This window comes from Campylobacter showae (assembly GCF_900573985.1).
In the GTDB taxonomy this organism is placed as follows: Bacteria; Campylobacterota; Campylobacteria; order Campylobacterales; family Campylobacteraceae; genus Campylobacter_A; species Campylobacter_A showae_E.
Genome location: NZ_UWOK01000001.1, coordinates 744,322 through 768,009 on the forward strand (window position 1 = coordinate 744,322; position 23,688 = coordinate 768,009).

Consider the following 23,688-nt stretch of genomic DNA (forward strand, 5'->3'; position numbering starts at 1 on the left):
CTTATCTGCGTGCGCTTTCTTTTTCAAAGTACTCAAACGCATCGATTATGTCAAGATAAACGCCGTCAAAACCCGCGTCAAGAATCTTTTTTTGATACGAGCCGTCGTTTCCCGTAATTATTTTTTGCCAATCCACATCCCAATATTTGATGACATAATTTCCTTTCCAGTGCGGGTTTTCCTCCGCTAGCCAGGCGGGCTTGTCCGTTTTCCAGGCACCATTCCAATAATACCGGTAATCCTCCGCCTCCCCTATGCTCATATAGCAGATCACAAGCCGCTTTCCGCCGTTGCGTTTTGTTTTGAGCTCCCGTATTTCGGACGCGGTGTAGGCTTTTTCGAAGTGAAACAGATCCATTATTATCATATCGTAATCCGTATTTTTGAGCGCATCGATAAACTGCCGTTTTGTAGAAAATTTTTTGCTATTGATTAGATACAAAAAGTTTTCGGCATCCCAAACCGTTTTTATATCGTTCGAATTTACGTTATACGGTTCATTTGGATACTTCGGAATGGCGGTCAGGTTGCGTTTATCGGCCGCAAAAGAAAGAAAACCGTTTTCTTGATTGCGCCGGTACGAGGTATTGATCTTACTCACAGCGGAACAATAGTCCGTAACTAGCACCCGCACGCCGTTTTGCGCGTAGAGGCAGCAGAGCTTAAGCATGTATTCGCTTGCACCGGCGGGGGTGGGCTCGTCGTCACCCGGGTAGCCGTAAAACAGCGACTCGGCGCCCACGGCCGAGATCTCGCGTAGGTAGCCCTGCTGTAGCTAGCCGCTAGCCGAGCCGTCCTCGGTAATGAGCTCAAGGCCGTTTTGCGGGATGACGATGAAATTTTTATCAAATTTTTTGCCGTATTGCGAGATATCGATGACAAAGCGGCGCATCTCCTCGCGGTAGTCTGTCGCGGGTTTTGCTTCGCCTGCGCGATTTTCATCCGCCACGACGCAAAAACATAAGGCGAAAAATGTGGCTAGCGGATAAAATTTTACGCGTAGCTTCTTTGTTTTAAAATTTAGCGGCTAAATTTTAGCAAATTTAGAAAAATCGGCCGTCAAATATTTTTTGATTGTAGCTCAAATTTGATGCTTTGGATTATTAAATTTAATCTTTTTTGAAAATGTAAAGCGGCGGATTAATGATAGATTTTGGAATTTAGCTCTATAATAAAAGATTTTTAAAAATCGTAAGAAAATTTAAGGCGGAAAAATGGCTAAAATAATGAAAACTATGGACGGAAATGAGGCTGCGGCGCACGCGGCTTACGCATTTACGGAGGTTGCGGGCATCTACCCGATCACCCCTAGCTCGCCGATGGCCGATTATACCGATATGTGGGCGGCTCAGGGCAAGAAAAATCTATTCGGTATGCCCGTTAAAGTCGTCGAAATGCAAAGCGAGGGCGGGGCTGCGGGCACCGTGCACGGCTCGCTGCAAGTAGGCGCTCTGACTACCACATACACGGCTTCGCAAGGCCTTTTGCTAAAAATCCCGAATATGTACAAAATCGCAGGCCAGCTACTACCCGGCGTTATCCACGTGAGCGCGCGCTCTATCGCGGCTCAAGCGCTTTCTATCTTTGGCGATCATCAGGATATTTATGCCTGTCGCCAAACGGGATTTGCTATGCTGGCAAGTGGCTCCGTACAAGAGGTCATGGATATCGCGGGCGTCGCGCATCTAGCGGCGATCAAGGGTCGCGTGCCGTTTTTGCACTTTTTCGACGGATTTCGCACGAGCCACGAGATACAAAAGGTCGAGGTGCTTGACTACGCGCACTTTGATAGGCTTCTTGACCGCGAGGCTCTGCAAAAATTTAGAGACGAGGCGCTAAGCCCCGAAAACCCGAAAACTCGCGGCACGGCTCAAAACGACGACATCTACTTCCAGACGCGCGAGCTAGCTAACCGCTACTACGACGCGGTGCCTGACATCGTGGCCGAGTATCTAAAAGAAATTTCAAATATCACGGGACGCGACTATCGTCCGTTTAATTATTACGGCGATCCGCACGCTACGCGCATCGTGGTCGCGATGGGCTCTGTCACGCAAACTCTCGAAGAAGTGGTCGATCACCTACGCGCAAATGGCGAAAAAGTGGGTGTGCTAAAGGTGCATCTATATCGTCCGTTTAGCCTAAAATACCTGTTTGACGTGATGCCTGAGACGGTAGAAAAGATCGCCGTGCTAGACCGCACGAAAGAGCCGGGAAGCCTCGGCGAGCCGCTATATCTGGACGTCAAGGCGGCATTTTACGGACGTAAAAATCAGCCCGTGATCGTAGGTGGCCGCTACGGCCTAAGCTCAAAAGACGTCGATCCTGCTCAGATGCTGGCGGTTTTTGAGAATTTAAATTTAAACGAGCCCAAAAACGGCTTTACTGTCGGTATCGAGGACGACGTGACCTTCACCTCGCTAAAAGTCGGCGAGAAAATTTCGCTAAGCGACGCAAGCGTGAAAGAGTGCTTATTTTACGGCCTTGGCGCGGACGGTACCGTTGGAGCGAATAAAAACTCCATCAAAATCATCGGCGATAAAACCGAGCTTTACGCGCAGGCGTATTTTGCCTACGACAGCAAAAAATCAGGCGGCTACACGCGCTCGCACCTGCGTTTTGGCAAAAACCCGATCCGCTCGACCTATCTCGTCTCAAATCCGCACTTCGTAGCCTGCTCGGTCGCGGCGTATCTTGAAATTTACGACGTCATAGACGGCATCCGCGAGGGCGGAACCTTCCTGCTAAACTCGATCTGGGACGCCGAGCAGACGGTTGCCAAACTGCCGAATAAAGTAAAGAAAATTTTAGCCTCCAAAAAGGTAAATTTCTACATCATCAACGCCACCAAGCTAGCCCGCGAGATCGGGCTTAAAAACCGCACGAATACCATCATGCAGTCGGCGTTTTTCAAACTCGCAGACATCATCCCTTTTGCCGACGCGCAAAAATACATGAAAGAGTACGCGCACAAAGCCTATGCCAAAAAGGGCGAAGCGATCGTGGAGATGAACTACAAGGCCATCGATATGGGCGCGGACGGGCTGGTTAAGGTCGCGGTCGACCCTAGCTGGGCAAATTTGACTGATGACGCCGCAAATGAAGAAAAATACGTCGGCGACGAATTTATAGAAAAAATCGTTAAGCCTATCAACGCCGCCAGGGGCGATAGCTTGCCTGTTTCAGCGTTTGTCGGATACGAGGACGGACACTTTAAATCAGGCACGACGGCGTACGAAAAACGCGGCATCGGCGTGATGGTGCCTAAGTGGATCGAGGAAAACTGTATCCAGTGTAACCAATGCGCCTTCGTCTGCCCGCACGCGGTCATCAGGCCGTTTCTAATCGACGAAAACGAGCTTGCCGCCGCTCCGCAAACGGTGCAAGATCACGTCCTCGACGCCAAAGGCAAAGAGGTAAAAGGATTAAAATATAAAATCCAGGTTAGCCCTCTAGACTGCACCGGCTGCGAATTGTGCGCCCAAAACTGCCCGAGCAAGGAAAAATCGCTCGTCATGGTGCCGCTAGCAGAGGAAATGGAGAAAAACGAGCAGGAAAACGCCGATTATCTATTTAAAAAGGTAACCTACAAAGACGATCTAATGAGTAAAGAAAGCGTCAAGGGCGTTGGCTTTGCGCAACCGTTATTTGAGTTTCACGGCGCATGCCCGGGTTGCGGCGAGACGCCTTATATAGGGCTTGTGACGAGGCTGTTTGGCGACCGTATGATAGTAGCAAACGCCACCGGATGTAGCTCGATCTACGGCGGTAGCGCGCCTTCGACGCCTTATACGACGAACAAAGAGGGCAAGGGCGTAGCGTGGGCAAATTCGCTGTTTGAGGATAACGCAGAGTTTGGCATGGGTATGAACGTCGCGGTAGAGACACTTCGCCACCGCATAGAAGACGTGATGCTACGCACCAAAGATGCCGCGCCAAATGCCCTGGCCGCGCTATACTCCGACTGGATCGCGCACAAAAACGACGGCGAGAAAACGACGCAAATCGCTAAAATTTTAACGCCGATTTTGGAGCAAAATTTAAGCGTCCCGGGCGTAAAAGAAATTTTAGAGCTAAAAAGATATCTCGTCAAGAAATCCCAGTGGATCATCGGCGGCGACGGCTGGGCGTACGACATCGGCTTTGGCGGGCTTGACCACGTGCTAGCTAGCGGCGAGAACGTAAACGTGCTCGTACTTGACACCGAGGTCTACTCAAACACCGGCGGCCAGAGCTCAAAATCAAGCCGCGAGGGCTCGATAGCGCAGTTTACCGCTAGCGGCAAGCCGATGCAGAAAAAAGACCTGGGCTACATCGCGATGACCTACGGAAATATCTTCGTTGCGCAGATCAACTCAAACGCGAGCCAAGCAAATACGATAAAAGCCATCGCCGCAGCAGAGGCCTACGATGGGCCTAGCCTCGTGATCGCGTATTCACCGTGTATCGCGCACGGTATAAAAGGCGGCATGGCGCTCTCGGGCGATCAAGGCGAGCTAGCGACCAAGTGCGGCTACTGGCCGACCTACGTCTACGATCCGCGCCTAATCAAAGAGGGCAAAAATCCGCTCAAAATGACCTCAAAAGAGCCTGATTGGTCGCTTTACGAGGAGTTTTTGCTAAACGAGGTTCGCTACAACTCGCTCAAAAAGACTAATCCACAGCACGCGGACGAGCTGCTAGCTAAAAACAAGGCCGACGCGCAAAGACGCTACCGCCAGCTAAAACGCCTAAGCTTGGCTGACTTTAGCGATGAGGTCGAGTCTAGCTCGGAAGCCCAGGCTAACGAAAACGCCGAGTAGGGCGCAAATTTCTCTCGTTCAAATTTGACGGGCGAGGGAAAATATCTGTAAATTTAGCCGCTCGTTTGGGCGGTTAAATTTGCTTTCAAATTTGAAAAATGCCGAAAGCATGGCAAATTTAAAAGGTGCAATATGAGCCAAACCCATCCTTTTAAACCGATTTTTGATGAAAATTCTAAAATTTTAATCCTCGGCTCGTTTCCTTCCGTCGTTTCTCGTAAATTTGGCTTTTACTATGCAAATCCGCAAAATCGCTTCTGGCGAGTATTGGCCGGGATTTTAAACGCACCGCTACCTGAAAGTATAGACGAAAAGATAAAATTCCTGCTCGCTCACCGCATCGCTATCTACGACGCTGCGATATCCTGCGAGATAAAGGGCTCGAGCGACGCCAAAATGACCGCTGTCGAGCCCGCAAATTTAGAGCCGATCTTTAGCGGAGCGCGCGTCGTGCAGGTATTTGCAAACGGCGGCAAGGCACACGAAATTTGTGAAAAATACTTAAAAAATCAAATTTTAAACGCAACCGGCAAAGAGCCAATCAAACTACCCTCGACTAGCCCGGCAAATGCAAATTTTAGCCTTGAAAGGCTCGTGCAAGAGTGGACGGCGGTAGCTGAGGCGCTAAAAGACGGTTAAATTTGACGCGAGCTTTCAAATTTAACTCATCAAAAATAAAATAACCGCGCCTTCACCTTAAATTTAGTTTCAAATTTTAAAATTACCCAAACTAAACAAAGCAGGAAAAACAATGAAAATCCTAAAATTTCTATTTTTACTTCTGCTTCTAGCGATCGGCGCGCAGGCGCTGGAGCCAAAAATCGTAATGAAGCCCGAAGCGAGCCTCAAAAACGGGCTTTACTACGTAAAAGGTAAGCTCTACGACGGCACGCTAAAGATGCTGCGCTACAGCGTCGAGGACCTATATGACGTAAATGCGATGGGCATGGTCTATCCGAGGCTAAAACCCCTGCCGCCCACGCTCATACGCGAGATAGACGTGCAGGGCGGCACGGCGGTGCGTTATCGAGACTATTTTGACGGCAGAGACAAACCCTCAAACGAATACCCCCTAAAAAACGGCGTCCGCGAGGGCACGGCGAAGCACTACCATGCAGATAGCGGCGCTCTGATGGGCGAGAGCGAATACAAAAATGACGCTCGCGACGGGCGCTACCGCCGCTACTACTTTGACGAGGGCGGCGCGTTAAAGCAGGAGGGCTTTTTCAAGGCGGACAAGCGAGAGGGCGTATTTACCGACTATTACGTTAGCGGCGAGGTTAGCGCACGCAGCCCGTACGCGGGCGGGATGCGAAACGGCGAGGACATAGACTACTACAAAAGCGGTAAAATCCGCGGCGTGCGAACCTACAAAAATGACAAGCGAGAAGGCGCGGAGACGTGGTACTACGAAAGCGGCACCGTGGAGGAGACGGGCGAATACAAAAACGACCGCAAAAACGGTGTTTGGAAGCGATTTTACGAAAACGGTAAAACGCGAGTGCTAGAAAATTACAAAGACGGCGAGAAGGATGGTATCGCGCGCGAATACTACCCAAGCGGCAAGCTACGAGGCAAATACGAGTACAAAGACGGCCGCCAAACGGGCGCGGGGCTGGACTACTACGAGAGCGGGGCGCCGGCGGCGAAAGTAATGTTTAAAAACGGGCGCTATCACGGGCTGTACGAGGAGTATCACGAAAACGGCAAGCTAAAAGCCAAAGTGACGTTTGAGGACGGGCTGGAGGTCGGCGAGGCGCGCCACTACTACGCAAACGGCAAACTCGAAGCCGAGGGGGAGTTTGAGCGCGGCAGGCTCATTCGCGCTAAAAAATACGACGAAGCGGGTAAGCTAATCAGCGATAAGCAGGGTAAAAACGGACTTCCGCGGGAGTAAATTTAGCTAAATTTGCGGGGCTAATTCGCGCGGTTTAAATTTGGCTTTAAAGCCATAATTTTTGGCATTTGTACCGCTTTGGCGGGAAATCTGGTGCGCAAAGCTCAAAAAAGCGGCGAAGCGATAAAAATCGAGTAAAATCCGCACGAAATTTTATAAATTTTGCCGTGCTTTCGGGTAAATTTCACCCGCGTAACGTATAAATTTATAAGTAAGCCGGATGCGGCGCATAGGAGGCAAGGCGGCAACGATATTTGCGCGAATTTGACGGTAAAATCGCGGGTTTTAGGCATTTGCGGGCGTAAAACGGAGGCGGTTTGGGCGTCAAGCTAGCATTTAAAAGACGCCGAAGCGACTCTGGCAAAGCGCGCCAAAACGTAGGCACGAGACTTGCGGACGCGAACGGGTAAAATTTGCAGGCTATTTTGCCTTGCAAAAAGATAAAGCTCTGCCAAACCGCAAAGGCCGTAAATTTAATCCGCCCGCGCGAAGTAATCAAAACGCCGCTTTGAGCCGATAAAATTTACGCGCCAAAGAAAAAATTTGCTCGCAAATTCGGATTGCAAGCGCGACGAATTTAAACTATCTTTATTTAAGCTATCTTCCTAGCCGAGCGTTTAAATTTCCTTTGTAAATTCGGCCTCATCGGCTCGTTAAATTTACCCTTTTACGGTGCAGGCTAAAAAATTTACGCGCCTAATTTTAGCTCGTTATTTTAGGCGTTTGTAGCCAAATTTAACGCGGCGGACTAAATTTAAATTTAGAGCAAATTTAATTTAAAATCGTAAAATCGCCGAAATTTAAGGAGCAAATATGAAAAAAATCGGCCTAATCGGCGGGATGAGTTTTGAGTCTACGATAACGTATTACGAGCAAATAAATCGCAAAATAAACGAGCGTCTAGGCGGGCTAAGCAGCGCGGAGATACTGCTAAGCAGCGTAAATTTCGAGGAGATCGAGGTCTGCCAGCGCGAAAACAGATGGGAGGACGCGGGCGAAATTTTGGCGCGTCACGCGAGGATTTTGCAAGGCGGTGGAGCTGATTTTATCTTCATCTGCACAAACACGATGCACAGGTGTTTTGATACCGTACAAAGCGCCGTTAGTGTACCTGTGGCGCATATCGCGGACGCCACGTTAAAAGCGCTAAAAAACGCAGGCGTCGCCAAGGTAGGGTTGCTTGGCACCGTTTATACGATGACGCAGGATTTTTATAAAAATCGGTTGATAGAGGGCGGCGCGGAGGTGCTTTTGCCAAGCGCGGGCGATATGGCGGAAGTAAATCGCGTCATCTTTGAGGAGCTTTGCTACGGCAAAATCGCGCCTAGCTCAAAGGCGAATTTCTTGCGCATCATCGAGGATTTTAGGTCGCGCGGCGCGCAAGGAGCGATACTTGGCTGCACCGAGATAGGCATGCTGGTATCGCAGGCGGATACGGATGTGCGGCTTTTTGATACGACGCAGATACACATAGATGCGGCAGTTGAGGCGGCGCTGTCGTAGTTTTTAGACGCAAAGGGGTTAAATTTACTCCGCGTCTTTAGATAAATTTGCGTAAATTTACGGTTTGCAGGGCATTTTACTTTTGGCGCTACGATTTTTATATCTTACTTTTAGATCCGCAAACGATAAATCTTATAAAAGGCAAAAGCAAGAATGGGTAAAATGTGGAGTAAACAGCGTTAAGAACGCTGTTTTAGCAGATAGAAATATAAGAAAAAATAAGAACTAAAAACGTAAAATTTGCAAAATTTAGGTTTTTTGCATTTTGAAAGCCAAACCTTCAATTTGCCTCAAAAGCTTCAAAAACAGCTTCAAAATCCCTTTAAACCACGCCTTTTTGACATGCGCCGCACCCTATGATAGCTCATTTTTCTAAATTTTCGCCGTCTATCAAGGTAGGCTCGTATTTTTTATTATCCAAAAATAGAGCTATAGCCTTCGTTATTAGGTTTTTCTAATGCGTCGCCGCCGCAGTTTATGACGTGTGCATTGCTGCTTTTGCCGTGCTTATAAAAAGAAGTTTGTCGTTAGAGATATCGCAGCTCTTAAATTTGCGCGCCTTAATTTCGGCAAAATTTAACGAGGTTTGGACGGTTTTATGCGCTGATTTCTTGGATCTGATCAAGTAAATTTAATAAACGTTACGAATTTCTACTTAGATGATAACAACTCTCATAACTAAGCTATTTTTTAGCTAATCTATTTTATAATAATCACAATCAAATAAACAGGAGCCCAAAATGTCAGTTTTAGTTATCGGAGCCGACGAGATAACGCCTATAAAAGCAGTCCTAAAAGACCTTGGCGCGGAAGCGATCGAGCACTGGGACGCGCGTAACGAAAACCGCGTAAATCGCAAACCGATCCCGCAAGATACCGAGTGCGTCGTGATGCTAACCAGTTTTTTAAACCACAACACGATGAAAACGATAAAAAACCAAGCCAAAAAGCGCAATATCCCGATCGTTTGCGCCAAAAGAAGCGTCAGCTGCGTGTTTAGCGAGTATTGCAAAGTCTTTGGGCTAGATAAGGAATTTGGATGCTGCAAGGTAAAAGACTAATAGATGAAATTCGGCTTTTTATCAGGTATTGGAGAAATAACTCCAAGTATTTTTTCAGGGCTTGATGCGGTAAATAAAGCCCGAATTTTTATAAATTTATACAACTGTTGCGCAGGTCGCGAGCTAAAAATTCCTCTTATTTATGCGTATTCGGGCTTAAATTTAGAGGAAATTTTTCTAAAGCGCATAGAGGATCTATGCGAGTTTAAAAATCCTAGCCGAAGTAAAATTTCAAGCTTTTGTATCGCCTCAAACGCCGTCATCTGCGCCTATAAAACGGGCAAATTTGACGCCGTCCCGCCGCTAGCCGTCTCTCCCAAGCACCCGGCCGCCAAGCTAATCCTTATGCTAAAATCCCAAAACGGAATATGTTTTGACGCGGACATAATGTTTTCTCAGTTTGTTTATGATAAAATACGCGCCAAACATTTTGATAAAAACGTTTATTTTCAAGACGGGATTATCTTTGCGGAGCAGGATGGGCGCAAGCTTTTTGGCGTTATGCCGTGCTTTAAGGAGATAACAAAAGAGCGGTTTCATCTGGCTAACTGCGAGATCGCCAGGGGCTTTGAGGCGCTTAGCGGCGGAGAGTTTGACAGGATGTTTATCGTAGCTCCGAGAAATGCGAATTTCTCGCGCTACATCGAGGTTAAACGGGAGTGCGGATGCGGCGGATCGCTGCGACTGGTGCCCTACACGATAAGTCATCATATTTTTTAAAGGAAATTTAAATGATAGGTATCATTTTTGGAAGCAGTATGGGAAATACTGAGGAGGCGGCGAGCTTTTTAGCCGAGAATTTGGGGCTAGAAAACGAGCTTTTAAACGTAGCAAACTGCGACGCGGCTAAGCTAAACGGCTTTGACAAGCTGATTTTGGGCGTTTCTACCTGGGGTACGGGCGACCTTCAAGACGACTGGGACGCATTTGATTTTGGTGGGCTAAAGCTTAGCGGCAAGACGGTTGCGATATTTGGGACGGGCGATGCCGAGAGCTATGCGGATAGCTTTTGCGGCGCGATGGGCAAGCTTTACGATGAGGTCGTAAAAGCAGGCGCAAACGTAGTGGGCGCAGTGTCCGTGGACGGATATAAATTTGACGAATCAGAAGCCGTAAGAGGCGGTAAATTCGTCGGTCTGCCTCTTGATGCGGACAACGAAAGCGAAAAAACCGAGCCTAGAATCAGCGCTTGGATAGAGCAGATCAAACCTCATTTTGCTTAAAACTTAATACTTCTAGTCGGGCTTTTTGCCCGGCATTTTCAATCCCAAACAAACTCAAACTAATCACTAAAATCGAATCTCTCAAATTTCAGTTTTCTTTAAAATCTTAAAGATAGAATTAAATTTATTTTTTAAATTTAGGAGAAAAAATGGCGTATCAAGAATCTCGTTGGCAAAATTTTTACGAAAAAGCATGGGCGACAAGGGCTCAGTTTATGGATGGGTGCCTAAAAAATGGACTTAATAGCTATCAAGCCGTAAAAATGCTAGAGAAAAAAGAGCGTTTAAATGTATTAAGTATAGATAATGCCACTAGTAAAGTTGAGTGGAAGAAATTGCAACTTCCAGATACAAACGTTTTAAGGTTTGCCCGAATTCCTATCGTCCGACTCACCACTAGACAAGGCGCTGAGCTAATCGTACCTTTTCACTCGTCGTTTAACTTCTTTGACATGCTGATAGATATCATCGACGAGACGGGGCCTTACGACAGTATCGTGGAGCTTGGCTGCGGATACGGTCGAAATTTGATTGAAATTTTTTATAGGGGCGGACCGACGAACGTGCGGTATTTCGGTGGAGAATTTACGCAAAGTGGCGTGGAAATCGCTAGCAAACTAGCAGCTGCGACGCCTAAAATGAATGCTAAATTTTTCCACTTTAATCACCTTGAGCCTAGCTTAGAGGGGCTAGATTTGGGTAAAAAGGCCTTTGTTTTTACATGCCACTCTATCGAGCAGGTTAAAGAGATCCCGCCGCAATGGTTTGACGTAGTGGCAAATGCCGCCGACTTCGTGCGCTGCGCTCATCTAGAGCCGTTTGGATTCCAGGTAGAAGGAGCAAACGACGCTGTTAGCACGAGACAAAGAGAATTTTTTAAAGCTCAAGGCTGGAATGTAAATTTCGCCGAGACTTTTTTTAACGCCGCCAGACGAAACGTTATCGCTATAGACGATGCGATCGCCGATATCGGACTTTCTCAAGATCCTATGAATCCGGGCTCAATAGCTTTTTGGCATACGAATAAATAGTCGGTCGTATAAATTTAGCTAAAGTAGCCACTTTTGCGGTTGCGTTTTTTGGCTATCGGCTTAGTAAATTTGCATAAATGCAAATTTAAATCAAGCCGTGGCTAATAAAAATTTAGCTAAAATCACGCCGAATTTATGTTAAAAATAAGGAGAAAATATGCCTCTACTAGATAGTTTTTGCGTCGATCACGTGAGGATGAACGCACCCGGAGTGCGCCTGGCAAAGACGATGAAAACGCCAAAGGGCGACGATATAAGCGTGTTTGATTTGCGTTTTTGCAAGCCGAACGAAGAAATCTTGCCCGAAAAAGGCATCCACACGCTAGAGCATCTGTTTGCAGGCTTTATGCGAGATCATTTAAACGGCAAGGGCGTTGAAATCATCGACATCTCGCCGATGGGCTGCAGGACGGGCTTTTATATGAGCGTTATCGGCGTGCCGAGCGAGGAGGCGGTCAAGGCCGCGTGGACGGCGTCGATGAAGGATATCCTAGGCGTCAAAAATCAAGAAGATATCCCCGAGCTTAACAAATATCAGTGCGGCACGTATAAAATGCATTCGCTTGACGAAGCGCACGCAATCGCAAGCAAAATTTTAGAGCGCGGACTAATCACGATAAATAACGAAGAGATCGCGCTAGACGTCGCTGCGATGGGGCTTAAAAAGCACTGATCGCTCGTTAAATTTAGCCGCCGTTTGCGCGGCTTTTACTTTCGCGGCAAATTTGGGTAAAGCTCAAATTTGGCCCATTTTGCCGCACTCTTACTTCAAATTTTACTCTTTTAATATACAAAACCCGCTTCGTAATAAAATATAGTGATGTAATTTTAAGCGCTAAATTTATAAAATTACATTAATAATTTTTTTTAAGGAAGTGCGATGAAAAGTTTTAAATTCGTTTTGATCGCGGCCTGTGCGGCGGCGATAGGCTTAAACGCCGAGGTTTTAACAAAGACGACCGATATATCGCTAGGCGGTAAAAAGGTCGGCAAGATCGAGGTTTTAACGCCGGTAGAGGTTGTCTCCAAAGACGGCGCAAAGGCTAAAATCAAGGTAAAAGGCGCCGTTTCGGCAAACTACCTGGCTCAGATACAGCGAAGCGTCAAAAATGCCGAGATTTTCACGGTTTTTGATGCCGAGAGTGAGGCGAATTTTAAGAAAATAAAAGAGGTCGAGGACGACTACGGCGAGCTTTGGTATGAGGTCGAGGGCACGTACGAAGTCGCCGCAGACGCGCTAGGTAGCGACGCAAACGCGCTATATAAACAAGCTCAGCAAAAGTACGAGGAGACCTGCTCGGCGTGCCACCGCTTGCACGAGCCAAACAGCTTTACGGCGGCTCAGTGGCCGGCAAATTTACAGTCGATGATCGATACGAACTACGTCTCGCTAGAGGAGACGGAGCTAAATTTGATCGTTAAATACCTACAGCATAACGCAAAAACCGTAGAATAGGGCTTTGGCGCGCCTAGCGCCCAGATCAAATTTGCTCGTCGCTTGAAGCGTAAAATTTAGCGACGCTTGTTCTTTAAATTTGGATTTTATGTTTTGCGGCGGCAAATTTAATTTGCGGCGTCTTGCTCGCTAAAGAGCCGCGTTGCAAAAAGCGAGCGCCGCTAATAAAATATAGTTTTAAAAGTAAATAACGGAAAACGAGTCGCCAAATCGCGCCGGTGCCGCAAATATCGGCGATTTGGCTTTGCTTGGGTCTGCGACTTCGCGACTGCAAGCGCAAGGCGCGGGGGCTTGCTCCTGCGAGAATTAAAATAAGGGAGAAACCGATGAAAAGACGAGATTTCATCAAATTTTCGGCATTGGCGGCTACGGCTGCGCAGGCTAGCAGGATAGAAGGCGTTACGCAGACGATTTTCGATAACAAAAAGGTATTCGGCGCGAACAGATTCGGGCTTTTTTGGGCAAATACCAACTCAAATCAGATAGTTTCCGTTAGCGATTTCGAGGGCGATAAATTTCCTAATACGATGAATTACAGCCTGCCTGATTCCGTGCAAAACGAGGCTCGCGTGCTGTATCCGATGGTGCGCAAAAGCTATCTAAAAGCCAAGGGCGCGGCTAAATCCGAACTGCGAGGCAAAGAGGAATTCGTGCGCGTTAGTTGGGACGTCGCGCTTGATCTTGCCGCCAAGGCGTTAAAAGAAGCCCACGAGAAATACGGCAGCGAAGCGATCTACGGTGAGTGCTACTGGTGGGGCGGCAGCGGCAAGGTCAGCTGGGGGCGTACGGTCGCTCACAGGATGCTTAAAATTTTAGGCGGCTACGTGGAGGAAAGCGGCGATTATTCGACGGGGGCGGGTCTGGTTATCATGCCTCACGTGCTAGGCTCAAGCGCGGTTTACGATACGCCGACTAAGTGGGCGGCGATAGTTAAAAACGCTAAAAACGTCGTATTTTGGGCGACCGATCCTATCGTAACAAATCAAATTTCATCCGTGCCTCCTACTCACGAGGGCTACGTAGGTATAAAAGAGCTTAAAAAATCGGGCATTAAAACATATAGCGTAAACGCGATGGTAAACGATACGGCGCGCTACTTCGGCTCCGAGAATATCATCGTACGCCCTAATACCGACGCGGCGTTAATTATCGGCATGTGCCACCATCTGTTTACGAACAAGCTCTACGACGAGGAATTTATCAAAAAATACACCGTCGGATTTAATAAATTTAAAGACTACTTTATGGGCGAGACCGACAAAGTCGTAAAAGACGCGGAGTGGGCGAGCAAAATTTGCGGCGTAGCGGCGGATAAGATAAAAAGCTTCGCCGAGGCTTTGGCAAAAGAGCCTACGACCGTGCTTATAGGCCGCGCGCTTCAAAGAGCCGACCACGGCGAGCAGCCTTTCTGGGCGCTTATAGCTCTTAACGCGATGCTAGGCTATATCGGTAAAGAAGGCCTTGGCTTTGAGTTTAGCCTAGGATACGACTCGGGCGGTATGACGAATAAAATTTCACCGACGCTAAAAGGCATCAGCACGCGCATTAGCGAAAAATACGAAAATTTAGGCAAGGCCCCTTGGAAAGACGCTAAAAACGTCACCATTCCGTCCTCTCGTAGCATCGAGGCCTTAGAGTATCCCGGCAAAGAGATCGACTACGACGGCACCAAGATTAAACTACCTCGCATGAGAGTGGCGTATATGGCCTCAGGCTCGATGTTTACGCGCCATCAAGACGTAAACAACGCCGTCAAGCAGTGGAGAAAATTCGAAACCGTCATCACCGCCGAGCCTTATTGGACCAGCACGGCGAAATTTAGCGACATCGTACTACCCGTAGCTATCGAAGTGGAGCGTAACGATATAAACCAAACCGGCGACAGCGGCGAATATATCGTAGCCTATAAACCCGTCATCGCGCCGATGGGCGAGAGCAAGAGCGACTTTTGGATCTGCGAGCAAATTTGCAAACGCTGGGGCTACGGCGAGGCGTTTAGCGAGGGCAAGGACGAGCTCGGCTGGATGAAGGAATTTTACGCCGACGCGGCCGAGCAGGCCAAGGGGCTAAATTTAAGCATGCCTAGCTTTGAGGAATTCTACGAAAAAGGCTACGTGAGATTTGAAAAAGACAACACCGAAACCGAGCTATACACGCGTCTAGCGGCATTCCGCGAAAATCCTGCCAAAAACCGCCTAGGTACGCCGTCTGGCAAGATAGAGATCTACTCGCCTACGATTGCAAAGATGAACTACGCCGACTGCCCGCCGATGCCTACGTGGATCGAGCCAAAAGAGTGGCTAGGCAACGCGACGAAAAAGTACCCGCTGCATGTCGTTAGCCCACACTCTCGCTACCGCTTGCACAGCCAGCTAAACAACTCTATCATTAGAAATTTTGCCGAAGTTAGCGGTAGAGAGCCGGTGCTAATAAATCCAAAAGACGCCAAAGAGCGCGGACTAGCTACGGGCGACGTCGCTCGCGTATTTAACGACCGCGGCGAAATTTTAGCTGGCGTACTAGTCACCGATATCGTTCCTGAGCGCGTCGTAGCTATCTGCGAGGGCGCGTGGTACAACCCTGAAAAATGGGGCGAAAAGAGCCTCTGCCAGCATGGCTGCGTAAACGTGCTAACCTTTGACAAAGGCACATCCAAACTCGCGCAAAGCAACTCGGCTCACACCGTGCTAGCGCAGATTGAGAAATTTAAGGGGGAGATTAGGCCGATAACGGCGTTTTCAAAACCAAAAATCCTACAAAGCATTTAATGCGTCGTCTCGCGGGCATCTTTGCTTGATCTCGTAAAATTTTCGCTCCGCAGGCTATATGCCTAGCGTACGCTCAAATTTTACTTCAAAACAAGCAAATCTACTCCGCGATACTTCCGCTTGTCTTTTTACGCTCAAATTTGCAGTTTGTTGAATTTGAGCGTAAATTTACTTTCTTTCGTATCCGTCAAATTTGAGCTTAAATTTTACGCGAACTAAAAACTCTGCTAAAATTCGCTCAAATTTAACCCAAAGGTCGTGCCGTGCAAATCCCGAATTTGATCCGAAATTTTATCCGCAAACGTATCGTTTCGGAGTGCGTTTTACTGCCTTTTTTCTACCCCGACGAGGGCGAGTTTGAGAGTTTTCAGGAGGGATATAGGCTCGCTAGCCGCAAAACGGGCGAGGAGCTAGCAGACGATACTCCCGGACAGTGGCGCAAGAGCTGGCGGGTCATCGCGCGTAACGGCATGGACGATCCGTTTTTTGTCGATTTTGCCCTGGGGGACGCCTCGCCCGTGTATTTTGCGTATCACGGAGCCGGCTCGTGGGAGCCGATAAAGGTCGCGGACGACATCGTTAAATTTGAAGAAATTTTAACCGCCCTCGCCGCGCTTGAGGCGCCTTGCTCGCTTGAAGCGATTGCACCGCTTACTGATTTAAACAACGAATTTTACCGCGAGCTGGCGGACGATTACGCGCGGAAAGATGAAGCGCGCGTGGAGCCGGGATATAGATATTTCAGCGTTTTCATCGAGGACTTAGGTGCTGATAAGGTAAAAACGCTCGTGTTTTTAAAGAAATTTTTTGAAGATGGGAGCTTTGCGGCGACCAAAGATAGGGCGCAAGATTTGCCGTTTTGCGTATTTAGCGGCATAGAGGAGCTAGCACTGCCGCTGCAAGACAAACTTGCCTCGCTCGAAGTTAAATTTAACGCCCGCGAGATAACTTTTAGCGAATTTATCGCGTGTCAAGGCTAATTTATTTAAATTTCGCTATGATACGCCGCATTTTTTAAAAAGGATAAACATGAAAAAATCACTGCTTTTCGTCGCGCTTTGCGCTTTTGCCGGACAGCTTGCGGCTGCTGAGATGCCTGCTGCTTGCGAGGAGTACAAAAAGGTTTCTTACGATTTCATCGATTCGATGGCAAAACAAGCTCAGGCTCAGGGTAAAAAGGACTTTGACGTCGCCGCGACGAAAAAAGAGTTTGAGGCCGACTACGCGAGCATAAAAAAGATGAGCAAAGAGGAACAAGAATCTACGTGCAACCAAGGCATAGCCGAGGTAAAAGAGCTTGAAAATATGCTAAAAATGATGGGATCGATAAAGTAAATTTAAGCGGCTTCAGCTTATTTACGCTCCCAAAATCCGTGTTTAAATATCAAATTTGAGCGCGGATTTTTAAATTTCACAAAACCGTCACTCAGGCACGCAAATTTCGCTGCGTCGCATCGCTTTTACCGTGCAAAAGCCCACGATACCTATAAAAACGCACAATATAGCAAAACCCGCCGTTCCCGCAAACAAGAAAAACTTAATCCCATTAAACTCGAACGCTCGCAAAAATGCGATGCTAGCCGCAGCCGTCGGGAAGGTAAACGCCCACCACGAGAGGAAAAATTTGAGTCGCAAAAAGCTTTTAAACATAAAAAGGATGAGAAGCGCGAAAAATAGCGTGACGTAGAGCATGATCTTCGCGGTTGCGTCAAAACCGCCGGTGAGCTTGACGTAGTCCAAAAACGCCATAGCGGGCGGTGCGATCACGATGAAAAGCGTCGGGATAAATTTCTGCGGCATCTGATCGTGAAAGATGATGCGGTAAAATAAAACCGCAAAAAGTACGGGCCAAAAAAATATCCCGATCGCAAAATAATACCACGCAATCTCGCTCACGGCGGGCGCTGCTAGCGGGACGAAGAGATTACCCACGATAGGGATGAACCACGCGGGGTTTGAGTGCGCGATCTGGACGTTATTTTTGATCCAAAATGAGACGACGTGCAGCGTGATAAAGGTCTGAAACGCCGTGCCTGCGGAAAAAAGCGCGTCGTAAACGGGGGCAAAGTCCCGCCAGAGCGAGGCGACTAGTAGCGTGCCGATCGAAAATGCGGCGAAAAAATTTACCCGCACCGGATGGAAAAACTCCGCCTTGCAAGCTTGCTGGTATCTGATCAGCTTTGCCGCGTAACAAGCGCAGATGAGCGCGTATGCTAGGCTAGCCGCGCCGCGTAAAATCTCAAAAACCGCGCCTGAGATATCAAAGATCAAATTTAGCCGCTCGTATGCGAGAGCTAGCCCACCAAGCCCCATAACTACGGTGTAAAACATAATCGGAAAGTGCTGCAGCCAGCTTGGTTTTTCGTCCTGCGTTTTCATATTTTTCCTCGTTTTTTCTAAATTTTACCCCAATTTTAGCGCAATTTCGGTGAGTTAGTCACGAAATAAATCAATGCTTAAAATATTTTGTAGCTAAATTTTATCACCGAGCTTTTACGTAAAAGAAAATATAATTAAACAAAACCGAATTTAACCAAGGAGTGCGTATGTTGGGAGACGAGCTAAAAGATACGCTAAAGCAGCGGTTTACCTCTAAATTTACGCTTAGTGCGCAGGATGAAGAGGCGGTGTTAAAAAGCGCGACGCTAAAAAGCTTTAAAAAAGGTGAGAGGATATACCCAAAAGATGGCTGCCTTGGCTACGCGATCATCATGAGCGGGCGTGCGCGCGGGCTGGTTAGCACGAGTAATTTTAAAGAGATCACCGTCTTTAACCTACAAGACGGCGATAGCTGTATGCTGTGCGGCTTTTGTTCGCTTGGAGCGCTACAAGCGGAGATAAATTTGCAAATCGAAGATGACGTGCGGATGATTTTGATACCAAGAGAGATCTTTAAGAGGCTGCGCGAAAACTATCCGCAGGTGGCAAATCACGCGCTAGAGCTCATGGCGACGAGGTTTAGCTCGGCGATAACGGCGATGGATCAGACGCTGTTTTTGCCGCTAGCTCGGAGAATAATAAATTTCCTCGAGCAAAACGGCGCGAAAAACGGGCTAAAGATCACGCACGAACAGATCGCAAACGACATCGCTAGCGCGAGAGAGGCGGTATCAAGAGCGCTAAAAGAGATGCAGAAAAAGGGGCTCGTCGAGCTAAAACGCGGAGTCGTGACGTTAAGGTGACTTTGTTACATATTTAAATTTTAAAATGCGCTATGATTTGACAATAACTTCTAAAAGGAGCTTTTATGCAAAGCATCGACAGAAGAGGCGTCTTGAAAATTTTAGGCGCGGCGGGGCTAGCGGCGGCGGGAGTCGCAGGAGCTAGCAAGCTAAATGCGGGAGAAAATGCGGACATCCGCGCAAATATCCTAATAATCGGCGGCGGTCTAGGCGGCATCAGCCTAGCGGCAAAACTACGACGAGATATGCCAAACGCCGAACTAGCGGTCCTTGATAAGGACGAGTACTTCTACTATCAGCCCGGCTTTACGCTCATCGCAGCCGGTCACTATCTGCCCGAAGACATAACCTATGAAAAATCAAATTTGATCCCAGACGGCGTAAAATGGATAAAGCAAAATGCCGTATCCATCGATCCGGCGACAAATTCCGTCAAGCTAGAGGACGGGTCAAACTTAAGCTACGACTACCTCGTGATAGCTAGCGGAGCGGAGTATGAGTTTGAGAGCGTAAAAGGGCTTAGCGCCGACGATATAGGTAGCGACAACGTGACTTCTATCTACACGATTCCAGGTGCCGTTGCTATGTCCGGCATAATGAAAAAAGTCGGCAAAGATGGCGGCAAGATAGTCTTTAGCGACAACAAAACACCGATGAAGTGTTCGGGCGCAAATAAAAAAGTAACGCTGCTAACCGAAGATATGGCGCGAAATTTAGGCAACAGAGACAAGCTTGATATCTCGATATACTCGGGTGCTCGGACGATATTTTCCGCTCCTGTTTATGCTAAAATGATAGAAGGAATGCTGGAGGAGCGAGACGTGAAGTATTTTACCTCGCATCAGCTGGTTGAGGTGGATAAAAGTGCCAATATAGCGGTATTTGAGCACGCTATGCCGTACCGCGAAAACGGCGAAAATAAACTCGCTAAAGAGCTAGTCGAAGTAAAATTTGACTACCTACACCTAGTGCCTCGCATGAAGGCTTCTAAAATCTACGCCGATGCAGGGCTAAGCGTAGAAAAGGGCGATGCGGCAGGCAACTGGATTAGCCTCACGCGCGAGACGCTGCAACACTCGAAATTTAAAAATATATTTGCTATCGGCGACGTTTGCGGATTTGCTGCGGGCAAAACCGGAGCTAGTATACGCAAGATGTATCCAGTGCTGGCGCAAAATCTAGCCGACGTTATAAAAGGACGCGAACCGAGCGCAAAATACGGCGGCTACACCGCGTGCCCGTTGCTAACGAAATTTGGCAAGGCGGTGATGGTAGAGTTTAACTGGACGGGCAAGCCCGAGCCTACGATAGCGTGCATGGGCGCGACTCGCGAGAGCTATCTAAACTGGGCGATGAAGCTATATATGATGAAGCCGATGGTCATGCAAGGCATGATAAGAGGCCTAGCATAAAGGAGAGAAAATGCAAAATGTCGGGATTTTAGATAAAACTATCCGCCTAGTAATCGCTGCGGTTTGGATATACGCATTTGGGTTCGTCTGCGAGTGCTGGCTGTGGCTGGTAGGTCTCGTGCCGCTACTGACGGCTGTTTACGGTTATTGTCCTCTTTATAAATTTTTTGGTATAAATACGTGTAAAAAATGTAAAAACAAAGAAAGGAAAACGCAATGCTAAGCAGGAAAACTAGGATAATAAGAGCTCTGATCGGACTAGCGATAATGATCGCGGGAGCGGTGTTTAGCAGCTGGTGGGGGCTGGTCGGGCTCGTGCCGTTTGTTGTGGGCGTTACGGGATTTTGCCCCGCTTGCTACTTTTTAAACCGCTGTTCGCTAAAGCGCTAAATTTAGCCGAATTTACTCGCGCGGGCTTAAATTTAACCTCCAAATTTGAGTCCACGCTTTATTTTTGGATAAATGCAAATTTGGGTTTTATAAACCGCACTCTTTAGGGCGCAAATTTCACTGTCCGCACCGTCAAATTTAACTCCCTCTCGCTCATTTTTAACGCGATATGCATCAAATTTAAGCTAAAATACGCCAAATTTTAAAAAGGACAAACGTGAATGATTTTAAAAGATTAAACGAGCTAGTAGCGGCCGGCAAAGACGAGCTAAACGCGATGTATCGGCAGCTAGATAACCCAAGCGATATCGTGCTAAAGATGCTAAAAATCGCGGGATTTAAGGGTGAAAAGAGCGAAAAAGTCGCGGTTTTACGCCGCATAGTCGATCTAAAGGTTGAGCCGCTAGAAAACGAACTAAAAAAGCAGGGGCGCGAGGAGACCGAGATAGGGCGCATAAAAGACGAAGCTTACAAGCTCGTGCGCGAGTTTTACGAGGCGCGCTTTGAAAAGCTTTTGGCGCGGGTAAAAGAGGAAAAAATTTTAGACGAGTTTTACTCGGCGCTACTTAGCGGCATGCACGGCGCGGGACTAGCGATGAACGCATGGCAAAGCGCGTGGGACAGGCAAATTTTGCAAACGACGAATAAAGAATTCGAAGCTAAATTTGCAAGCATGGCCGAAGCGATCAAATTTATCGACGAAAACGGCCTCTATCAAAAAGACGGCGGGCAAAAGGGCGAGCGAAGCTACGGCGCAGTCCTAAAAAACGGCGAAAAATACGCCTTTGCGCCGTATGCCGTGACTTTTGAAAAAGAAGTAAAACGCGTGGTGGACGTGCTAGAGAAGCTAATCAAAAATCTAAAATCGCTAGCCGCAAACGACGAGCAAAGAGCCTATATAACGTACTTTGAAAAGCTAAAGGCGGCGTTTTGCGAGTGCGAAAACGACCGCACGATCCCAGTGTGGCAGGACGCCGAGCGCGCGTGGATGGATGTAAAAGGCCCGCTACAGCCCGGCCATCCGCTCGAGTACTACGAGGATGCCTACACACACGCCGTCGCGCTCGAGTGGGACGTGAGGCTAGCGGGTGCGAGCGACTTTGACGAGGAGAAGTTTAAAGCCAGCGTCATCCGCACCTATGAGCAAATTTGCCAGCAGTGCGGTATCAAGGACGCCCAGCTAGCACGCCAAGTCACGCAAAACATCGCTAGAACACAAACATACATCAGCGTGCCGATGATCTACTACGGAGCCGAGCTAAACGGACTATTTTCCGCACAGGTCGTGCCAAACGACGAGACCGTAAGCAAGGAGCGTGGCAAAAAGATATTCGCCTTCGTCGAGCACGTTTACGAGAGCGCCAAGGCGCGGCCGTTTATGAAGCTTAGCGGAGAGATTTTTTCGCGCGAGTTTTTGGACTACGGGCGCGAAATTTTGTTTAAAAAGCCGCAAATTTGGAAGAAAACCTACGAAATCTCCACGATCGGGCACGAGTTTGGGCACATACTTTTCGTCGGCACCGACACCGAAAAAGCGATGAACGCAGACGGCGAGTTTAAATTTATCGAGGAGTACAAGGCGACCACGGGCGGGCTGGTAAATTTCTTTATCGGCGGCGACGAGAGCTACGAGATGAGCGTATTTCACGAGCTGATCGCCCGCGCAGTCGGACTCATCGCGTGGCGCGAGGTCGATGAGGTGCGCGCGTACTACTGCGAGGGGCTCATACACCTGAGCTTGCTTTTTGACTCGGGCGCGCTTAGCTTTGCGGACGGCGCTTTGGTCGTTAAATTTGACCGCGAGCATTACGCTAAATTTAAAGAAATTTGCCTCGCAAACTACAAAAATTTGGCGCTTCACTACGCAAGGCGCGCTCCGGCGGGCGAGTTTTTGGCGAGATTTTGCGAGAAAGAGGGCAAAAGCTACCTGCCTAAACACGCGCAGGCAAGGGCCTTTGTGGAGCATTACTACGCCCGCTACAAGGCTATAGGCAACGAGCTTGACGAGAGCGGCGAATGGGAAAAATGGCAAGCGGGAGAGAAATAGGGCGCGTTTACGGCGTCAAATTTAGCCTTTGCTCGCTGCTGATTGGGCTATAAATTTCCCTTTTTGAGCGGCCGAGACCCGTACCTTTTGGGCGCTAAATTTGGGTTATAAAGACGCGGGTTTTACGCGTCAAATTTAAATCCCGGCTTGACGCAAAATAAGCCAAATGCGGCGGATTGTCGCTAAATTTGCAAAATTAAATAAAAATAGAAAGGATAAAAATGGAAAAAACATTAGAAGGCATGGGCGAACCGCGCATGAAGCAAGTCGCCTTACCAAAAGACACCAACTCCGCTGGCAACATTTTTGGCGGCTGGATATTAAGCCAGATCGACCTTGCCGGCGCTCAGGCCGCGCGAGAAGTGGCTCCTGAGCGCGTCGTGACGATCTCGATGCAAGAGATTATATTTAAACAGCCTGTTTTCGTCGGCGACGTCGTGAGCTGCTACGCCAAGATAACGGACGTGGGCAACACTTCGATCAAAACTAAGATCGAAGTCACGGCGCAGCGGCTAAATGCGGCTGGCTTTCGCGAGTGCATACACGTAACATCCGCGATCGCGACCTATGTGAGCGTAACCAAAGACGGCGCGAAAAAGCCGATCGATCCCGAGCTAAAAAAGGCGCACGGGTTTTGATCCGCTCATTTTGAGGGCTCGGCGAACTAACTGCCAAGCCCCTCTTAGCCGCGTCAAATTTGACTCGGTTTTGCTGGCAACGGCTAGCCAAACGGGTCAAATTTGGCAGAATTTGGCGACTTGCTCGCGAAATCAAATTCTGTTTTGCCGAGTCGGCGGTCAAATTTAGCTCGCCAAAACCCACGTTAAATTTATCGCACTCCAAAATGACTCGTCATAAAATTTAAAAACCCAAAACGCTCACACTAAATTTAATCTCGCAATTTTCGCCGCCTTTT

Annotated in this window: 23 protein-coding genes; 19 read left to right on the forward strand and 4 right to left on the reverse strand. The window is 48.1% G+C overall.

What is annotated here, in order from left to right; genetic code table 11:
• Window position 1: 1 nt before the first annotated feature.
• Window positions 2-742 carry an endo alpha-1,4 polygalactosaminidase gene (locus tag EE116_RS03730; RefSeq protein WP_163028022.1) on the reverse strand — a complete coding sequence of 247 codons (741 nt, stop codon included), beginning with the start codon at window positions 740-742 and terminating at the stop codon, window positions 2-4.
• 33 nt (window positions 743-775) lie between these two features.
• On the reverse strand, window positions 776-949 hold the full coding sequence (locus EE116_RS12435) for a hypothetical protein (protein ID WP_163028023.1): 174 nt from the start codon (window positions 947-949) through the stop codon (window positions 776-778).
• A 265-nt stretch (window positions 950-1,214) separates the two neighbouring features.
• Between EE116_RS12435 and nifJ the strand changes: the two genes are divergently transcribed.
• Window positions 1,215-4,802, forward strand: coding sequence for a pyruvate:ferredoxin (flavodoxin) oxidoreductase (gene nifJ, locus EE116_RS03735; protein WP_122873293.1), 3,588 nt, complete (start codon window positions 1,215-1,217; stop codon window positions 4,800-4,802).
• A gap of 18 nt (window positions 4,803-4,820) precedes the next feature.
• On the opposite strand, the gene EE116_RS12995 is transcribed toward nifJ, so the two are convergent.
• Window positions 4,821-4,943, reverse strand: a complete 123-nt coding sequence (locus EE116_RS12995; protein ID WP_002949156.1) for a hypothetical protein — start codon at window positions 4,941-4,943, stop codon at window positions 4,821-4,823.
• Between EE116_RS12995 and EE116_RS03740 the strand changes: the two genes are divergently transcribed.
• The 12 genes from EE116_RS03740 to EE116_RS03805 all read left to right on the forward strand — a co-directional run bounded on the left by EE116_RS03740 (window position 4,935) and on the right by EE116_RS03805 (window position 17,076).
• Window positions 4,935-5,441, forward strand: a complete 507-nt coding sequence (locus EE116_RS03740; RefSeq protein ID WP_122873294.1) for a DNA-deoxyinosine glycosylase — start codon at window positions 4,935-4,937, stop codon at window positions 5,439-5,441. The genes EE116_RS12995 and EE116_RS03740 overlap by 9 nt on opposite strands.
• 112 nt (window positions 5,442-5,553) lie before the next feature.
• On the forward strand, window positions 5,554-6,699 hold the full coding sequence (locus EE116_RS03745) for a toxin-antitoxin system YwqK family antitoxin (RefSeq protein WP_122873295.1): 1,146 nt from the start codon (window positions 5,554-5,556) through the stop codon (window positions 6,697-6,699).
• 813 nt (window positions 6,700-7,512) lie between these two features.
• Complete coding sequence (locus EE116_RS03755) at window positions 7,513-8,202, forward strand: aspartate/glutamate racemase family protein (protein ID WP_122873297.1); 690 nt, start codon at window positions 7,513-7,515, stop codon at window positions 8,200-8,202.
• A gap of 740 nt (window positions 8,203-8,942) precedes the next feature.
• On the forward strand, window positions 8,943-9,263 hold the full coding sequence (locus tag EE116_RS03760; protein ID WP_002949171.1) for a DUF2325 domain-containing protein: 321 nt from the start codon (window positions 8,943-8,945) through the stop codon (window positions 9,261-9,263).
• Between the two features lie 3 nt (window positions 9,264-9,266).
• Window positions 9,267-9,983, forward strand: a complete 717-nt coding sequence (locus EE116_RS03765; RefSeq protein ID WP_122873298.1) for a UDP-N-acetylmuramate--alanine ligase — start codon at window positions 9,267-9,269, stop codon at window positions 9,981-9,983.
• Between the two features lie 11 nt (window positions 9,984-9,994).
• Window positions 9,995-10,486, forward strand: coding sequence for a flavodoxin FldA (gene fldA / locus EE116_RS03770; RefSeq protein ID WP_002953717.1), 492 nt, complete (start codon window positions 9,995-9,997; stop codon window positions 10,484-10,486).
• 149 nt (window positions 10,487-10,635) lie between these two features.
• Complete coding sequence (locus tag EE116_RS03775; RefSeq protein ID WP_122873299.1) at window positions 10,636-11,517, forward strand: class I SAM-dependent methyltransferase; 882 nt, start codon at window positions 10,636-10,638, stop codon at window positions 11,515-11,517.
• Window positions 11,518-11,674: 157 nt separating this feature from the next.
• Complete coding sequence (gene luxS, locus EE116_RS03780) at window positions 11,675-12,190, forward strand: S-ribosylhomocysteine lyase (RefSeq protein WP_122866513.1); 516 nt, start codon at window positions 11,675-11,677, stop codon at window positions 12,188-12,190.
• Between the two features lie 207 nt (window positions 12,191-12,397).
• Window positions 12,398-12,973: a hypothetical protein gene (locus EE116_RS03785; RefSeq protein ID WP_122866512.1), complete on the forward strand. Its 576-nt coding sequence runs from the start codon at window positions 12,398-12,400 to the stop codon at window positions 12,971-12,973.
• A 326-nt stretch (window positions 12,974-13,299) separates the two neighbouring features.
• Complete coding sequence (locus EE116_RS03795; RefSeq protein WP_122873300.1) at window positions 13,300-15,741, forward strand: molybdopterin-dependent oxidoreductase; 2,442 nt, start codon at window positions 13,300-13,302, stop codon at window positions 15,739-15,741.
• A gap of 263 nt (window positions 15,742-16,004) precedes the next feature.
• Window positions 16,005-16,721 carry a hypothetical protein gene (locus EE116_RS03800; protein WP_122873301.1) on the forward strand — a complete coding sequence of 239 codons (717 nt, stop codon included), beginning with the start codon at window positions 16,005-16,007 and terminating at the stop codon, window positions 16,719-16,721.
• Window positions 16,722-16,770: 49 nt separating this feature from the next.
• On the forward strand, window positions 16,771-17,076 hold the full coding sequence (locus EE116_RS03805; protein WP_122873302.1) for a DUF5339 family protein: 306 nt from the start codon (window positions 16,771-16,773) through the stop codon (window positions 17,074-17,076).
• A gap of 87 nt (window positions 17,077-17,163) precedes the next feature.
• Here EE116_RS03805 and EE116_RS03810 read toward each other — a convergent pair whose 3' ends face one another.
• The gene (locus tag EE116_RS03810) at window positions 17,164-18,120 is read right to left on the reverse strand and encodes an SLAC1 anion channel family protein (RefSeq protein ID WP_122873303.1); all 957 of its coding nucleotides are present in this window, start codon (window positions 18,118-18,120) and stop codon (window positions 17,164-17,166) included.
• Window positions 18,121-18,287: 167 nt separating this feature from the next.
• On the opposite strand from EE116_RS03810, the gene EE116_RS03815 reads away from it, so the two are divergent.
• The 6 genes from EE116_RS03815 (at window position 18,288) to EE116_RS03840 (ending at window position 23,410) form a co-directional block, all read left to right on the forward strand.
• Window positions 18,288-18,923 carry a Crp/Fnr family transcriptional regulator gene (locus tag EE116_RS03815; protein ID WP_122873304.1) on the forward strand — a complete coding sequence of 212 codons (636 nt, stop codon included), beginning with the start codon at window positions 18,288-18,290 and terminating at the stop codon, window positions 18,921-18,923.
• 65 nt (window positions 18,924-18,988) lie between these two features.
• Window positions 18,989-20,335, forward strand: a complete 1,347-nt coding sequence (locus EE116_RS03820) for an NAD(P)/FAD-dependent oxidoreductase (RefSeq protein ID WP_122873305.1) — start codon at window positions 18,989-18,991, stop codon at window positions 20,333-20,335.
• 10 nt (window positions 20,336-20,345) lie between these two features.
• A complete protein-coding gene (locus EE116_RS03825; protein WP_002949192.1) occupies window positions 20,346-20,558 on the forward strand; it encodes a YgaP family membrane protein in 213 nt (70 codons plus the stop codon).
• Window positions 20,552-20,725, forward strand: a complete 174-nt coding sequence (locus EE116_RS03830) for a YgaP family membrane protein (RefSeq protein ID WP_122873306.1) — start codon at window positions 20,552-20,554, stop codon at window positions 20,723-20,725. The genes EE116_RS03825 and EE116_RS03830 overlap by 7 nt, the downstream gene beginning before the upstream one ends.
• Before the next feature lie 217 nt (window positions 20,726-20,942).
• Window positions 20,943-22,772, forward strand: coding sequence for an invasion protein CiaB (gene ciaB / locus EE116_RS03835; protein WP_122873307.1), 1,830 nt, complete (start codon window positions 20,943-20,945; stop codon window positions 22,770-22,772).
• Between the two features lie 221 nt (window positions 22,773-22,993).
• Window positions 22,994-23,410 (forward strand): acyl-CoA thioesterase, encoded by a 417-nt coding sequence (locus EE116_RS03840; RefSeq protein WP_122873308.1) that lies wholly within the window; start codon window positions 22,994-22,996, stop codon window positions 23,408-23,410.
• Window positions 23,411-23,688 lie beyond the last annotated feature (278 nt).